Source organism: Streptomyces prunicolor NBRC 13075 (genome assembly GCF_000367365.1).
In the GTDB taxonomy this organism is placed as follows: domain Bacteria; phylum Actinomycetota; class Actinomycetes; order Streptomycetales; family Streptomycetaceae; genus Streptomyces; species Streptomyces prunicolor.
Genome location: NZ_BARF01000064.1, coordinates 141,126 through 155,848 on the forward strand (window position 1 = coordinate 141,126; position 14,723 = coordinate 155,848).

A 14,723-nucleotide genomic window follows, 5' to 3' on the forward strand; every position below is an offset into this window, starting at 1 on the left:
TCCCCACCATGCCTCTCAGTCTGACCATCCTCGGCACCGCCTCCCCGCATCCGCGCCCCGGCCGCCCCTGCTCCGGGTACCTGCTGCGCGGCGGCGGCGCCGAGGTGTGGCTGGACGCGGGGACCGGGACGTTCGCCGAGTTGCAGCGGCACACGGATCCGGCGCGGCTCACCGCCATCTGGATCTCCCATCTGCACGCCGACCACAGCGCCGATCTCCTCGCCGCCGCCTACGCGTTCGCTTTCGGCGGGATGACCCCGACCTCCCCGATCCCGCTCTACGCCCCGCAGGACTGCGCCCGCCGGCTCGCCGGCTTCTTCGGACAGCCGGACGTCCGCTTCCTGAACGGCGTCTTCGACTTCCGATCGCTCTACGACGGCCACACCGTCCGGCACTGGAACCTCCGGCTCACCGCACGCGCCGTCGCCCACGACACCGAGGCGTACGGGCTGCGCGCCGAGTGCCAGGGGAGTGTCCTGGGGTACTCCGGGGACAGCGGACCCTGCGAGGCGCTGACCGAACTCGCGGGCGGCGCCGACGTGTTCCTGTGCGAGGCCGACATCGACCGGCATCGCGAGGGCGAACGGCAATTCCACCTCACGCCCGAGGACGCCGCCGCCTGCGCCAAGGGTGCGCGCGAACTCCTCATCACCCACGTGGGACCCACCCTCACCCGCGAAGCGGCCCTGGAACGCGCCGCCGCGATCTTCCCCGGCCGGACCTCCGCCGCGCTGGAAGGCGTCACCAAGACCATGTGACGCCCCACCGGGGCCAGTTGCCGGTTCTTCTGTCAGAAGCATTGACGAAACAAAAGCGCGCTCCTACCTTCAACGCGTCGTACTTCATACGTCATATATGAGACGCGATATGCGAGATCAGATACGCGAGAGCCGGACCAGCGAGCCGGACCCGTGAGATCCGACCCCGCGACCGCAACCACGTGACATCCGAGAGGCGCGCATGACCTCTGTGCCCACGCCGATCCCGTCCCGCACGCAGTACGTGCAGGAGGAGATCAAACGCCGCATCCTCACCGGGCGGTTGACGCCGGGTCAGCCACTGGTCGAGACCGACCTCGCCGCACAGTTCGGGGTGTCCAAGACCCCGGTGCGCGAGGCGCTCAAGACCCTGGCCGGTACCGGGCTCGTCGTGATGAACCAGTACAAGGGCGTCACGGTGCGCATGGTGGACGCGGACATGGCGCGCGAGGTGTACGACGTACGGCTGCTCCTCGAACCCGAGGCGCTCCGCCGTGCCGTACGACGCCAGGCCTCCCTCGACGCCGCCCGCGAGGCGCTGACCCGCGCCGACGAGGCCACCGACACCGCCGAACGCTCCCTCGCCAACCGGGAGTTCCACCGCGCGCTGTACCTGCCGTGCGGCAACCCGCTGCTCGGCCGGATGCTCGACGAGGTCCGCGACCAGGCCGCCCTCGTCTCCGCCGTCGCCTGGGCCGCCTCGCCCTCCTGGGAACGGGAGGCCGGCGAACACCGGGAGATCCTGCGGCTCGCCCTCGACGGTGATGCGGACGGCGCGGCGACCGCGCTGCACACCCATATCGCGTCGTTCGTGCAACGGGCCTTCCCCGGCACGGAGTTGGAGACCCACGGACAGGGCACCCCCGGACGGGACAGCCAGGGACGGGACACCCACGGAGAGGACGGTAGGGCATGACGGCGAGGTTCGAGGCCCAACGCGCCGCCCTGGCCGACGTGGTGGCGATCCCGGTGACCCCGTTCGCCGAGGACGGCAGCGTCGACCAGGACACCCACCGGGCCCTGCTGCGCCGACTGCTCGACGGCGGGGTCAGGATCGTCACGCCCAATGGGAACACCGGCGAGTTCTACGCCCTGACTCCCCAAGAGCGGCAACTGGTCACGGAGTTGACCGTCGACGAGGTGGGCGAACGCGCCGCGATCCTCGTCGGCGTCGGACACGACGTGCCCACCGCCGTCCAATCCGCCCTGCACGCCCGTGAGTTGGGCGCCCACATGGTGATGGTCCATCAGCCCGTCCACCCGTACGTCTCACAGGACGGCTGGGTCGACTACCACCGCGCCATCGCCGAGGCCGTGCCCGACCTGGGCGTCGTCCCGTACATCCGCAACGCCCAGCTCCTCGGCGCCCGCCTCGCCGAACTCGCCGACGACTGCCCGAACGTGATCGGCGTCAAGTACGCCGTCCCGGACGCGGCCCGCTTCGCCGCCTTCGCCCGGGACGCGGGGCTCGAACGCTTCGTATGGGTGGCCGGGCTGGCCGAACCGTACGCGCCCTCCTACTTCTCGGCGGGCGCCACCGGCTTCACCTCAGGGCTCGTGAACGTCGCCCCGTCCGTCTCGCTGAACATGATCGAAGCGCTTCGATCAGGGGACTATCCGGGGGCGATGAAGGTGTGGGAGCAGATCCGCCGATTTGAGGAGCTAAGGGCCGTAAACGGCTCCGCGAACAACGTCACCATCGTCAAGGAAGCGCTTGCGTCCCTCGGCCTCTGCCGCCGCGAGGTCCGCCCGCCCAGCAGGCCCCTGCCCGAGGGTGAGCGGGCCGAGGTCGCCGCGATAGCCGCCGGATGGTCCGTATGAAGTCACCGGACGAGCTCAGAAGCCACCAGTGGTACGGCACCGACGGGCTGCGCTCCTTCAGTCACCGGGCCCGCACCCGCCAGCTCGGCTACCTCCCCGAGGAACACCTCGGCAAGCCCGTCATCGCGATCCTCAACACATGGTCGGACATCAACCCCTGTCATGTGCACCTCCGTGAGCGCGCCCAGGCGGTCAAGCGGGGCGTGTGGCAGGCGGGCGGCTTCCCGCTCGAATTCCCCGTCTCGACACTCAGCGAGACCTTCCAGAAGCCGACCCCGATGCTCTACCGCAACCTCCTCGCGATGGAGACCGAGGAACTGCTGCGGTCGTACCCGGTCGACGGTGCCGTGCTGATGGGCGGCTGCGACAAGTCGACCCCCGCGCTGCTCATGGGTGCCGCCAGCGTCGACCTGCCCACCGTCTTCGTCCCCGCCGGACCGATGCTGCCGGGCCACTGGCGCAACGAGATCCTCGGCTCCGGCACCGACATGTGGAAGTACTGGGACGACAAGCGCGCCGGCCTCATCGGCGAGTGCGAGATGACCGAACTGGAGAGCGGCCTCGCGCGCTCGCCCGGGCACTGCATGACCATGGGGACGGCGTCCACGCTGACCGCCGCCGCCGAGGCGCTGGGCGTGACCGTGCCGGGCGCGTCGAGCATCCCCGCCGTGGACTCGGGGCACGATCGGATGGCCGCGCAATCCGGCATGAGGATCGTTGAACAAGTCCAAAAGGGGCGTGTTCTCTCGTCGATCCTCACCCAGGACGCCTTCGAGGACGCGGTCACCACCGTCCTCGGCCTCGGCGGCTCCACCAACGCCGTGATCCACCTCATCGCCATGGCCGGCCGCGCCGGCGTCCACCTCACACTCGACGACTTCGACCGCATCGCCCGCACGGTCCCGGTCCTCGCGAACGTACGGCCCGGCGGCCAGACCTACCTCATGGAGGACTTCCACTTCGCCGGCGGCCTCCCCGGATTCCTCTCCCGGATCACCGACCTGCTCCACCTGGACCGGCCGACGGTCTCCTACGACACCCTGCGCGAACAGCTCGACGGCGCGCGGGTGCACAACGACGACGTGATCCGCCCGCGCGACAACCCGGTCGCGGACGAGGGCGGGGTCGCCGTCCTGCGCGGCAACCTCTGCCCGGACGGCGCGGTCATCAAGCACATCGCCGCCGAACCGCACCTGCTCAAGCACACCGGACCCGCGGTCGTCTTCGACGATTACCGGACCATGCAACGCACCATCAACGACCCGGAGTTGGGCATCACCGCCGACAGTGTGCTGGTGTTGCGCAACGCGGGTCCCAAGGGTGGCCCCGGTATGCCCGAGTACGGCATGCTCCCGCTCCCCGACCACCTCCTCAAGCAGGGCGTCCGGGACATGGTCCGGATCTCCGACGCCCGGATGAGCGGGACGAGTTACGGCACGTGCGTGCTGCACATCGCGCCCGAGTCGTACATCGGCGGACCACTGGCGCTCGTGCGGACCGGGGACACCATCACCCTGGACGTCGAGGCGCGCACCCTCCAACTCAACGTGGACGACGAGGAGTTGGAGCGACGCAGGGCGGAGTGGACACCGCCGCCCGCACGGTACGAGCGCGGCTACGGCGCGCTCTACAACGACCAGATCACCCAGGCGGACACCGGCTGCGACTTCGAGTTCCTGGCCCGGCCGGGCAAGGTCGCCGACCCGTACGCGGGTTAGCCCCTCGCCGCCTCCTCGTAGCGCACAGCGCCGCGCCACACCCACTGAGAAAGCGCTTCACCCCGTACACGACCCCCCGCAAGCGAACGGAGAACAGTCATGGCCCAAGCCGCAGCCGTGGCGAAACCGCCCGCGCCACCCCGGCGGCGCCGTGCCTCCGCGACCCCGCGCAGGCTCCCGTACCTGCTGATCGCCCCGGCGGCCCTGCTCATGCTGGGCTTCATCGCCTACCCGGTCATCAGCGTCTTCTACTACAGCCTGCAGAACTACAACCCCACCAAGCCGTGGCGCAACGGCTTCGCGGGCCTCGACAACTTCACCCACGCCTTCACCAACGACCCCCAGTTCTGGGACACGTTGACGTTCAGCGCCAAGTGGGTCGTCGTAGAGGTCGGCCTCCAACTGCTCTTCGGTCTCGCCCTCGCCCTGATCGTCAACCAGACCTTCGTGGGCCGGTCCATCGGCCGCGCGCTGGTGTTCTCCCCGTGGGCCGTGTCGGGCGTCCTGACCTCCGCGATCTGGGTGCTGCTCTACAACTCCCAGACAGGCGTGACCCGTTACCTCGCAGACATGGGAATCGGCCAGTACGGCACGAGTTGGCTCTCCGACCCCTCAACCGTCTTCTCCGCAGCGGTCGTTGCGGACCTCTGGCGAGGCGTCCCGTTCTTCGCGATCCTCATCCTCGCCGACCTCCAGTCCGTGTCGAAGGACCTGTACGAGGCCGCCGAGGTCGACGGAGCCAGCCGCTTCCAGCAGTTCCGGAACATCACCCTGCCGCACCTCAAGGACGCGATCGTGCTCTCCACGCTGCTGCGCGCGGTCTGGGAGTTCAACAACGTCGACCTCCTCTACACCCTGACCGGCGGCGGCCCGGCCGGCGAGACGACCACGCTCCCGCTCTACGTCGCCAACACCAGCGTCGAAGCACACAACTTCGGCTACGCCTCGGCCCTCACCACGGTCGCCTTCGTGATCCTGCTCTTCTTCTCGATCATCTATCTGCGCCTGAGCAAGTTCGGAGGCGGCGACAAGTGATCACCGAGATCGCTCCGGCGCGCGAGCAGGAGTCCGCCGCCCCACAACAGCCCCGCAAGGTCCGGCGCGCCTGGGACGAGGTCCCGCGCTGGCAGATCTACCTCCCCCTGGGCATCTACCTCGTCTTCACCCTGATCCCCTTCTACTGGATCCTGCTCTTCGCGTTCCGCCCGGCCGGCTCGACCTCCCTCGTCCCCTGGCCGATGACCCTCGACCACTTCCAGAAGGTGTGGACCGAACGCAGCTTCGGCGTCTACTTCCAGAACAGCGTCTACGTCGGCGTCGCCACCCTGATCCTCACCACCGTGGTCGCGCTGGCCGGCGGCTACGCGCTCGCCCGCTTCGAGTTCAAGGTCAAGCGCGCGTTCATGCTGGCCCTGCTGTGCTCCCAATTCGTGCCGGGCGCCCTGCTGTTGGTCCCGCTGTTCCAGATCTTCGCCAAGCTTCAGATGATCAACTCGCTCGGCAGCGTCATCCTCGCGGAGACCGTCTTCCAGCTCCCGCTCTCGATGATCCTGATCAGCGGCTTCATCCGGAACGTCCCGCAGTCCCTCGAAGAGGCCGCCTGGGTCGACGGCTGCAACCGCTTCGCCGCGTTCCGCATCGTCGTCCTCCCGCTGCTGCGGCCCGGGCTGATCGCCGTCGGCTCCTTCGCCTTCGTGCACGCCTGGAACCACTTCCTCTTCGCCCTGATGTTCCTCTCCGACCAGAGCAAGCAGACGATCCCGGTCGGCCTCAACACCCTGATGAGCGCGGACAGCGTCGACCTCGGCGCGCTCGCCGCGGGCGGCATCGTCGCGGCGATCCCGGTGGTGATCGTGTTCGCCTTCATTCAGAAGTGGCTGATCACCGGCTTCAGCGCGGGGGCGGTGAAGGGATGAGGCAACCGCTTACCCTGCTGGCGAAGATCGTCGACGCAGGGAGAATCCCATGACCACCAACACCGGTCCTACGACCGTTCCCGCATCCGGCACCACGCCCCTCGCCGCACCTGGCCCCACACCCCTCGCCCCGCCCGTCACCATCGTCCTCGCGGGCGCCCGGGGCCACGGCCGCTGGCATGTCGAGAACATCCGCCGGCTCCAGGACAAGGGCCTCGTACGCCTCGTCGGAATCTGCGAGCTGACCCCGCTGACCGAGGAGGAGTTCGGTGGCGAACTCCCCGCGCAGTCACCGGACTTCGGCGCCCTCCTCGACTCCACCGGCGCCCAGGTCGCCGTGGTCTGCACCCCGATCCCGACCCACACGGACCTCGCCCTGGCCGCCGCCAAGCGAGGCGTGCACCTGTTGCTGGAGAAGCCGCCCGCGCCCTCGTACGCCGAGTTCCGCCGGATGGCCGACGGGGTCGCCGCCGCCGGGGTGGCCTGCCAGATCGGGTTCCAGTCGCTCGGCTCACACGCCGTGCCCGCGATCCGAGAGCTGATCGCCAAGGGCGCGATCGGCACGCTGACCGGGGTCGGCGGCGCCGGTGCCTGGGCGCGCGACGAGGCGTACTACCGACGTGCCCCCTGGGCGGGCAAGCGGCGCCTGAACGGCGTCGACGTGATCGACGGCGCCCTCACCAACCCCCTCGCGCACGCCGTGGCCACCGCCCTCGCCCTCAACGGCACGACCCGCGCCGAGGACGTGACCCGCATCGAGACGGAACTCGTGCGCGCCAACGACATCGAGTCCGACGACACCTCCTGCGTCCGCGTCACCACCGTCCAGGGCCGCCCGGTCACCGTCGCCGTCACCCTGTGCGCCGAACACCCCGGCGAGCCCTACGTGTTGGTGCACGGCAGCGAGGGCCGGATCACCTACTGGTACAAGCAGGACCGCGCCCTGCTCCAGCGAGCGGGCCACGGCCCCGAGGAGTTCGAGTACGGCAGCACGGACCTGCTGGAGAACCTGGTCGCCCATCTCACCGACGGTGACGAGCTGTTGGTCGAACCGGACGCGACAGGCGCCTTCATGAAGGTCGTCGAAGCGATCCGCGAGGCTCCCGACCCGGCCCAACTCCCCACCGATGCCTGGCACTTGCTGACCGCCGAGAACCGCCGGGTCGTCCCCGGCATCGACGCACTGGTCACGGCGGCGGCCGACACCCTCGCCCTCTACTCCGAGCTGGGCGCCTCCTGGGCCCCACCGAAAGAGGTGAGCACCTGATGATCACCCACGACACCCCGGTGCTGCGCGTCGCGGGCCGCCCGGTCGCCCGGTACGTCACCAGGCCCGAGCTGCCCGAGCGGCTCTCCCCGCGCCCGTATCTGCACCCCGTCACCACCCTGGCCGGCACGGCGGTCACCGAACTCAGTCCCGTCGACCACACCCACCACCTCGGCGTCGGTGTCGCCGTTCCCGACGTCGAGGGGCACAACTTCTGGGGCGGCCGCACGTACGTCCGCGACCAGGGCCCCACGGAACTGGACAACCACGGCGCGCAACGCCACTCCGCCTTCCAACTCCGCGACCCCGACGGCTTCGTGGAGGAACTGCGCTGGATGGCCTCCGGCGCCGAGCTGCTGCGCGAGCGCCGTACGGTCGCGGCCACCGAACTCACCGACACGGCCTGGGCGTTGGACTTCACGTTCTCCCTCACCAACGTGACACCGACCCCGCTCTCCATCGGCAGCCCCGCCACCAACGGCCGCCCCGGAGCCGCGTACGGCGGCTTCTTCTGGCGGGCCCGCAAGGAGGCGGAGACCCCGCAGGTCTTCACCGCCGACCGCGAGGGCGCACCGGAGATCCACGGCACCCGCGCCGACTGGCTCGCGCTCGCCGGCACCGGTTGGACGCTGGTCTTCGCCGGCGCCACGGGCCGCTCCCGCCAGGACCCGTGGTTCGTCCGCACCGCCGAATACCCGGGCGTGGGCGCGTCGTTGGCCTCGGCCGAACGGCTGCCGATACCGCCTGGGGACACGGTCGTACGACGCGTCGTCACCGTCGTCGCGGACGGCCGCCTGGACCCGGACGAGGCGTCGGTGCTGGTGCGGAAGGCGGTCAGCCAGTGACTCAGCCAGTGACGCACGAGACGTACACGAACCCGGTCCTGAACGCCGACTGGTCCGACCCGGACGTCATCCGCGTCGGCGACGACTTCTACCTCACCGCGTCCAGCTTCGGCCGTGTACCGGGCCTGCCGCTGCTGCACTCGCGCGACCTGGTCAACTGGACCCTGATCGGCCACGCCCTCCAACGCCTGGAACCGGCAGCGGAGTTCAGGACCCCACGGCACGACTGCGGCGTGTGGGCACCGGCGTTGAGATACCACGACGAACGCTTCTGGATCTTCTGGGGCGACCCCGACCAGGGCATCTTCCAGATCAACGCCCCCGAGATACGCGGCCCTTGGACCCGCCCGCACCTCCTCAAGGAGGGCAAGGGCCTCATCGACCCGTGCCCGCTGTGGGACGACGACAACGACGAGGCCTACCTCGTCCACGCCTGGGCCAAGTCCCGCGCGGGCATCAAGAACCGCCTCACCGGCCACCGTATGCACCCCGACGGCACGACCCTGCTCGACGACGGCAAAGTGATCGTCGACGCGGACCGCATCCCCGGCTGGTTCACCCTGGAGGGCCCCAAGGTTCACCAACACGACGGCTGGTACTGGATCTTCGCCCCCGCCGGAGGAGTCGAGACCGGCTGGCAGGGCGCGTTCCGCTCACGCGGATTCTTCGGCCCGTACGAGGAGAAGGTCGTCCTGGAACAAGGGGACACCGACATCAACGGTCCCCACCAGGGGGCGTGGGTGAGCACCCCGTCCGGCGAGGACTGGTTCCTGCACTTCCAACAGCGGGGCGCCTACGGCCGGTTGGTCCACCTCCAGCCGATGCGCTGGGACGACGAGGGCTGGCCGGTCATCGGTGACGCGGGCGCCCCCGTAGCCGTACACCGGAAACCCGACCTCCCGCCGCAGCCGCCCGCCGCGCCAGCCACCGACGACGACTTCCCCGGCGGACGGTACGGCCGCCAGTGGCAGTGGACGGCTAACCCGCAGGACGGCTGGGCCACCCACCACTCCGGCGACGGCCTACGCCTGACCTGCGCCCGCACGGCCGACGCGCACGACCTGCGCAGGCTCCCGAACCTCCTCACCCAGCGCCTGCCCGGCACGCCCGCCGCCGTCGAGGTCGAACTGCGGCTGCACAGCGAGGAGTTGGGGGCGCGAGCCGGACTCGCCGTGCTCGGCGACGCGTACAGCTGGATCGGGCTTGAGCGGGGCGCGGACGGAAGAGCGATGTTCGTCCACCGCTTCGCCGAACCCGTCGCCGAGCGCGAACGCGACGCGGGGGAGCCGAGCCTCGCCCCTTCGGGGCGCGTCCGGCTCCGCATCGAGATCGGCACCGGGGCGCGCTGCCGTTTCTTCTACGACGTCGGGGACGGGCCGCGTGCGACCGGCCAGGTCTTCGCCGCCACCCCCTGGCGCTGGGTCGGCGCCCTGCTCGGGCTCTTCTCGCTCGCGCCCGTCGGCACGGGACATGCCGGCGCGGCCACGTTCACGCGGTTCCGGATCAGTTCTCTCCAGTAACTCGTCCTGTTCACTCGCTCCGTTGACTCGCCCTGCCCGTACGCCTGTTGGGAGTCGCAATGACGCACCTCCGTGGCAAGCGCTTGCTCACCGCCGGCGAGGCCATCACACCGTCGTATCCACAAGAAGAGAGCCGCTCTATGAAGACCAGCATCCGCAGAAGCAGGCGTGCCGCCGTGGCCGTCGCCCTGGGCTCCGTGCTCGCGCTGACCGCCACCGCGTGCGGCGACGACGGCAGCGGCGCCGCGGGGGACAAGGGCGACGAGGGGTCCGGCAAGGGCACGATCACCTTCTGGGACAACAACGGCGGTGTCCGCACCGACATCTGGAAGCAGATCATCGCGGACTTCGAGAAGAAGAACCCCGACATCAAGGTCAAGTACGTCGGGATACCGGCCGCGAGCGCCCAGTCCAAGTACGACACCGCGATCCAGGGCGGCGGGCTGCCCGACGTCGGCGGTGTGGGGACGGCTGTGCTCGCGGAGGTCGCGGTGCAGGGGGCGCTGGAGCCGTTGGACAGTCGGCTCAAGTCGAGTTCCCTGAACGGGAAGTTGAGCCAGAACCTGCTCGACGTCAGCAAGAGCGCGGGGGGTGGGGACACGCTGTACCAGATTCCCACCTCCGCCAACAACGGGACCTTGTGGTACCGCACCGATCTGTTCAAGGCGGCGGGGTTGGACGCGCCGACCACCTGGTCGAAGTTCTACGCCGCCGCGGACAAGCTCACCGACAAGGCGAAGAACAAGTTCGGGTTCACCATTCGGGGTGGCGAGGGGTCGATCGCGCCTGCGCTCGACGCGGTGTACGGGCAGACCGGGATCACGTCGTTCTGGAACGGGGACAAGACCACGGTCAATGACCCCAAGAATGTTGCCGCGTTGGCGAAGTACGTCGGGCTGTTCAAGAAGGACACCCCGTCCGCCGACCTCAACAACGACTTCACGAAAATGGTCGCGCAGTGGGACAGCGGCACGATCGGGATGCTGAGTCACAACCTCGGGTCCTATCAGGATCACCTGAAGGCGTTGGGCGCGGACAAGTTCAAGGGCATTCCCAATCCGACGCTGGACGACGGTACGCGGGTGCAGATCTCCAACCCCGTTGACGGGCTGAGTCTGTTCAAGTCCAGCAAGAACAAGGACGCGGCCTGGAAGTTCATCGAGTTCGCGGTGTCCGCGGCGGAGAACTCGAAGTACAACGAGTCGGCGGGGCAGGTTCCGGCCAACACGGATGCTGCCGGTGCGGCTTGGATTCAGAAGTCCGAGCCTACGGAGTTGGCTGCGGCGGCGTTGAACGGGGCGTCCACGAAGATTGTGCAGTTGCCGTATTACCTGCCGGACTGGAACACGATCTCCAAGGCGGACAACGAGCCCAACTTCCAGAAGCTGTTGTTGGGGAAGGTGACGGCGAAGGAGTTTCTGGACACGTTGGCCGACCAGTTGAACAAGGCTCAGGCGGACTGGAAGAAGAACCACTGAATTGGGTGGTTGCGGATTGTGGGGGGCTGCGGGCCGGTGGGGGCTGGTCGCGCAGTTCCCCGCGCCCCTAAAAACCGAAAGGTGGCCCCATTGTGTCTCTTACCCGTAGGCAAGTCGCGTTAGCTGCTCTCGCCGCCGTTCCTTTACGCGGTGGCGGTGTTCGGCGGAATCGGACTCTGTACATCGCCGGGGATTCCACCGCTGCCCAGAAGTACGTCATCGAAGCTCCGGAGACCGGGTGGGGAATGGCCCTCCCCTTCTTTCTGCGCAAGGGGGTGAAGGTTTCCAACCAGGCCATAAATGGCCGGAGTTCGAAGAGCTTCGTCGACGAGGGGCGGCTGGACGCGATTCTCGCCGGCATCCAGCCCGGCGATCTCCTCCTCATCCAGTTCGCGCACAACGACGAGAAGACCGCCGACCCCACCCGGTACACCGAGCCCTGGACGACCTACCAGGACTGTCTGCGGCTCTACATCGACGGGGCCCGGGGCCGTGGCGCCCTGCCCGTGCTCGCCACCCCAGTCGAGCGCCGCAGGTTCGACGTCGACGGCAACGCGCTGCCGACGCACGGGGATTACCCGGCGGCGATGCGGGCGCTCGCGCAGGAGGAGCGGGTCGCGCTGCTCGACATCGAGGCGTTGTCGCTCGCGTTGTGGCAGCGGCTCGGGGTCGAGGAGACGAAGGTCTACTTCAACTGGACCGACACCGAGCAGGACAACACGCACTTCAATCCGCCCGGCGCCATCGCCGTGGCGCGGCTCGTGGCGCGGGAGTTGGCGCGCACCCGGGTGCTCGCGCCGCGTGAGCTCGTCCGGCTGCACGACGAGATTCCCCCGTTCTGGATCACCTGGCCCGAGGCGAGCGACGCCTCGGACGCGTAGGCAAGGAGACCCGCACGATGCGCACACAGAAATGTCATGGACGTGTCATAGCGACGCTGGTGGGCTGCACCGCCCTGGCCCTCGCCGTCACCACGACCACGGCCCAGGCCCATCCGCGCGCCCTCGACCGGCAGACCCTCGGCGCCGGTGACGGCTGGGGCTCCTACGGCACCGGCACCAGCGGTGGTGCGAGCGCGACCGCCGAGCATGTCTACACCGTCACCAACTGGGCCGATTTCAAGGCCGCGTTGGCCGCCGGCGGCAGCGCGCCGAAGATCATCAGAGTGAAAGGTGTGATCGACGCCAACGCCGAGGGCTGCGACTCCTTCGCCGCACCCGGCCACGACTTCGCGCAGTACCTCGCCACCTACGACCCCGCCGTCTGGGGCTACGACCAGAACCTCGACAACGAGCCCGCCGACAGCCCCGAGGGCCTGCGCCGCGTCTCCGCCGCCAACCAGAACACCGCCATCAAGGCCTTCATCCCCGCCAACACCACCCTCATCGGCGTCGACAGGAACGCCGGCTTCAAGGGCGCCAGCCTGCAGATCACGGCCGTCGACAACGTCATCGTCCGGAACCTCTCGTTCGAGAGCCCGCTCGACTGCTTCCCGCAGTGGGACCCGACCGACGGGGACACGGGCAACTGGAACTCCGAGTACGACAGTGCCGTCATCTACGGCTCCACGCATGTGTGGTTGGACCACGACTCGTTCACCGACGGCGACCACCCGGACAGCACGCTGCCCACCTACTTCGGGCGGATCTTCGAGCAGCACGACGGCGAACTCGACATCGTCAAGGGCGCCGACTACGTCACCGCCTCCTGGAACGTCTTCGGCGACCACGACAAGACGATCCTCATCGGCAACAGCGACAGCGCCTCCACCGCCGCGGTCGACCGGGGCCACTTGAAGGTGACGCTCCATCACAGCCTGTTCTCCAACCTGGTCGAGCGCGCACCCCGCGTCCGCTTCGGCCAAGTGGACTCCTACAACAACCACTTCGTCGCCGAGCCCGGATACGGCTACAGCTACGGCATCGGACTGGAGTCCCAACTCGTCGCGGAGCACAACGCGTTCACCGTCCCGGCCGGCATCTCCGAGGCCACCATCCTCAAGAAGTGGTCCGAGGCGCCGCTCACCGCCGACGACAACTACGTCAACGGCGAGCTCACCGACCTGATCGCCGTCCACAACGCCGGTGTGCCCACCGAGATCCTCCAGTCCGGCGCGGGCTGGACACCGACCCTGCGCACGAAGATCGACCCCGCGAGGGCCGTGCCGTACGTCGTCGACCACAACGCCGGTGCGGGTCGCCTGCGCTGACCCTCCGTCATAAGGAGCACCCGCATGCCCTCGCCCGACCACCTCCAACGCCCCTTGTCCAGACGGGGGTTCCTCGCAGCGGGCACCGTCGCCGCCGGCGCCGCGCTCGGCCTCGCCTCGACCCCCGCCTTGGCCGCCGGCCGGCCGCGCCCATTCGGCCGGTACGGTTCACCGGCCGCGCGCCTGACCCCGCTCACCCTGTACGTCGATCCGCGCGGCCGGGGCGACTTCACCACCGTCCAGGGAGCCGTGTCGGCCGCGACCACCGCCGGATACACCCTGGTCATCGCCCCCGGCGTCTACCGCGAGACGGTCACCGCCGGAGTCACCGACCCGGCGACCGGCCAACTCACCGCCGCCGCGAGCGAGATGACCTGGCTCGGTGCCGGTGCGGACCCGGGTGCCGTCGTCATCGTCTACGACAACGCCAACGGCACCCAGAAGCCGGATGGTTCGGGCGCCTATGGCACCACCGGCTCGGCCACCACGACCATCCGCACCGGCGGCTTCACCGCCCGCCGGATCACCTTCGCCAACGACTGGCTGCGCGCCGACCACCCCGACATCACCGGTACCCAGGCGGTCGCGATCAAGGTGCAGGGCGACCGTTCGGCGTTCTTCGACTGCCACTTCCTCGGCCATCAAGACACCCTGTACGCCGACTCGTCGGCCCTCGGCGTCTTCGCCCGCCAGTACTACGCGCGCTGTTACATCGAGAGAGACGTCGACTTCGTCTTCGGGCGGGCGACCGCCGTCTACGACCACTGCCACTTCCGCACGCTCGACCGCACCGACCTGGCGACGGCACCGTACGGTTTCGTCTTCGCGCCCTCCACGGCCGTCGCGAACCCGCGCGGATACCTGGTGACGCGCAGCCGCGTGAGCAGTGAAGCCCCGGGCGGCTACTACAAGTTGGCCCGTCCCTGGGTGCCCGGCTCGGACACCACCGCCCATCCGATGCTCACCGTGCGGGACACGGCGTTGGGTCCGGGGATCGACGCGGTGGCGCCGTACACCAACATGTCGGACACCTATCCCTGGCAGAGCCAGCGGTTCGCCGAGTACCGCAACACGGGCCCGGGTGCCGTGATCAGTGTCCCGGAGAACCGGCCCCAACTCACCGCCGAACAGGCCGAGTCGGCGACCCGCGAGGCGTATCTCGGCGACTGGACACCCGGGCGGAGGCGCTGA

At 69.1% G+C, this 14,723-nt stretch carries 13 protein-coding genes; all 13 read left to right on the forward strand.

Annotation, left to right across the window (positions count from 1 at the left end):
* Nucleotides 1-8: 8 nt before the first annotated feature.
* A complete protein-coding gene (locus SPR02S_RS29245; RefSeq protein ID WP_026150951.1) occupies nucleotides 9-758 on the forward strand; it encodes an MBL fold metallo-hydrolase in 750 nt (249 codons plus the stop codon).
* A 202-nt stretch (nucleotides 759-960) separates the two neighbouring features.
* The gene (locus SPR02S_RS29250) at nucleotides 961-1,674 is read left to right on the forward strand and encodes a GntR family transcriptional regulator (protein ID WP_019060578.1); all 714 of its coding nucleotides are present in this window, start codon (nucleotides 961-963) and stop codon (nucleotides 1,672-1,674) included.
* Nucleotides 1,671-2,579, forward strand: coding sequence for a dihydrodipicolinate synthase family protein (locus SPR02S_RS29255; RefSeq protein WP_019060579.1), 909 nt, complete (start codon nucleotides 1,671-1,673; stop codon nucleotides 2,577-2,579). The genes SPR02S_RS29250 and SPR02S_RS29255 overlap by 4 nt, the downstream gene beginning before the upstream one ends.
* Nucleotides 2,567-4,297 carry an L-arabinonate dehydratase gene (gene araD, locus SPR02S_RS29260; RefSeq protein WP_026150952.1) on the forward strand — a complete coding sequence of 577 codons (1,731 nt, stop codon included), beginning with the start codon at nucleotides 2,567-2,569 and terminating at the stop codon, nucleotides 4,295-4,297. Before SPR02S_RS29255 ends, araD begins: the two co-directional genes overlap by 13 nt.
* 99 nt (nucleotides 4,298-4,396) lie before the next feature.
* Nucleotides 4,397-5,332, forward strand: a complete 936-nt coding sequence (locus SPR02S_RS29265; RefSeq protein ID WP_019060581.1) for a carbohydrate ABC transporter permease — start codon at nucleotides 4,397-4,399, stop codon at nucleotides 5,330-5,332.
* Nucleotides 5,329-6,213, forward strand: coding sequence for a carbohydrate ABC transporter permease (locus tag SPR02S_RS29270; RefSeq protein ID WP_019060582.1), 885 nt, complete (start codon nucleotides 5,329-5,331; stop codon nucleotides 6,211-6,213). The genes SPR02S_RS29265 and SPR02S_RS29270 overlap by 4 nt, the downstream gene beginning before the upstream one ends.
* A 49-nt stretch (nucleotides 6,214-6,262) precedes the next feature.
* The gene (locus SPR02S_RS29275) at nucleotides 6,263-7,480 is read left to right on the forward strand and encodes a Gfo/Idh/MocA family protein (RefSeq protein ID WP_019060583.1); all 1,218 of its coding nucleotides are present in this window, start codon (nucleotides 6,263-6,265) and stop codon (nucleotides 7,478-7,480) included.
* Nucleotides 7,480-8,325, forward strand: a complete 846-nt coding sequence (locus SPR02S_RS29280) for a DUF6807 domain-containing protein (RefSeq protein WP_019060584.1) — start codon at nucleotides 7,480-7,482, stop codon at nucleotides 8,323-8,325. Before SPR02S_RS29275 ends, SPR02S_RS29280 begins: the two co-directional genes overlap by 1 nt.
* A gap of 8 nt (nucleotides 8,326-8,333) precedes the next feature.
* On the forward strand, nucleotides 8,334-9,845 hold the full coding sequence (locus SPR02S_RS29285) for a glycoside hydrolase family 43 protein (protein ID WP_019060585.1): 1,512 nt from the start codon (nucleotides 8,334-8,336) through the stop codon (nucleotides 9,843-9,845).
* Nucleotides 9,846-9,985: 140 nt separating this feature from the next.
* On the forward strand, nucleotides 9,986-11,323 hold the full coding sequence (locus SPR02S_RS29290; protein WP_026150953.1) for an ABC transporter substrate-binding protein: 1,338 nt from the start codon (nucleotides 9,986-9,988) through the stop codon (nucleotides 11,321-11,323).
* A 92-nt stretch (nucleotides 11,324-11,415) separates the two neighbouring features.
* Nucleotides 11,416-12,204, forward strand: coding sequence for a rhamnogalacturonan acetylesterase (locus SPR02S_RS29295; protein ID WP_026150954.1), 789 nt, complete (start codon nucleotides 11,416-11,418; stop codon nucleotides 12,202-12,204).
* Between the two features lie 17 nt (nucleotides 12,205-12,221).
* Nucleotides 12,222-13,532: a pectate lyase family protein gene (locus SPR02S_RS29300; protein WP_026150955.1), complete on the forward strand. Its 1,311-nt coding sequence runs from the start codon at nucleotides 12,222-12,224 to the stop codon at nucleotides 13,530-13,532.
* A 24-nt stretch (nucleotides 13,533-13,556) separates the two neighbouring features.
* Nucleotides 13,557-14,723, forward strand: coding sequence for a pectinesterase family protein (locus SPR02S_RS29305; protein ID WP_019060589.1), 1,167 nt, complete (start codon nucleotides 13,557-13,559; stop codon nucleotides 14,721-14,723).

Bases quoted from the DNA above. Each gene is read 5' to 3' on its own strand.
- SPR02S_RS29245 (WP_026150951.1), top strand. From the start codon at position 9: ATGCCTCTCAGTCTGACCATCCTCGGCACCGCCTCCCCGCATCCGCGC.
- SPR02S_RS29250 (WP_019060578.1), top strand. From the start codon at position 961: ATGACCTCTGTGCCCACGCCGATCCCGTCCCGCACGCAGTACGTGCAG.
- SPR02S_RS29255 (WP_019060579.1), top strand. From the start codon at position 1,671: ATGACGGCGAGGTTCGAGGCCCAACGCGCCGCCCTGGCCGACGTGGTG.
- araD (WP_026150952.1), top strand. From the start codon at position 2,567: ATGGTCCGTATGAAGTCACCGGACGAGCTCAGAAGCCACCAGTGGTAC.
- SPR02S_RS29265 (WP_019060581.1), top strand. From the start codon at position 4,397: ATGGCCCAAGCCGCAGCCGTGGCGAAACCGCCCGCGCCACCCCGGCGG.
- SPR02S_RS29275 (WP_019060583.1), top strand. From the start codon at position 6,263: ATGACCACCAACACCGGTCCTACGACCGTTCCCGCATCCGGCACCACG.
- SPR02S_RS29280 (WP_019060584.1), top strand. From the start codon at position 7,480: ATGATCACCCACGACACCCCGGTGCTGCGCGTCGCGGGCCGCCCGGTC.
- SPR02S_RS29290 (WP_026150953.1), top strand. From the start codon at position 9,986: ATGAAGACCAGCATCCGCAGAAGCAGGCGTGCCGCCGTGGCCGTCGCC.
- SPR02S_RS29300 (WP_026150955.1), top strand. From the start codon at position 12,222: ATGCGCACACAGAAATGTCATGGACGTGTCATAGCGACGCTGGTGGGC.
- SPR02S_RS29305 (WP_019060589.1), top strand. From the start codon at position 13,557: ATGCCCTCGCCCGACCACCTCCAACGCCCCTTGTCCAGACGGGGGTTC.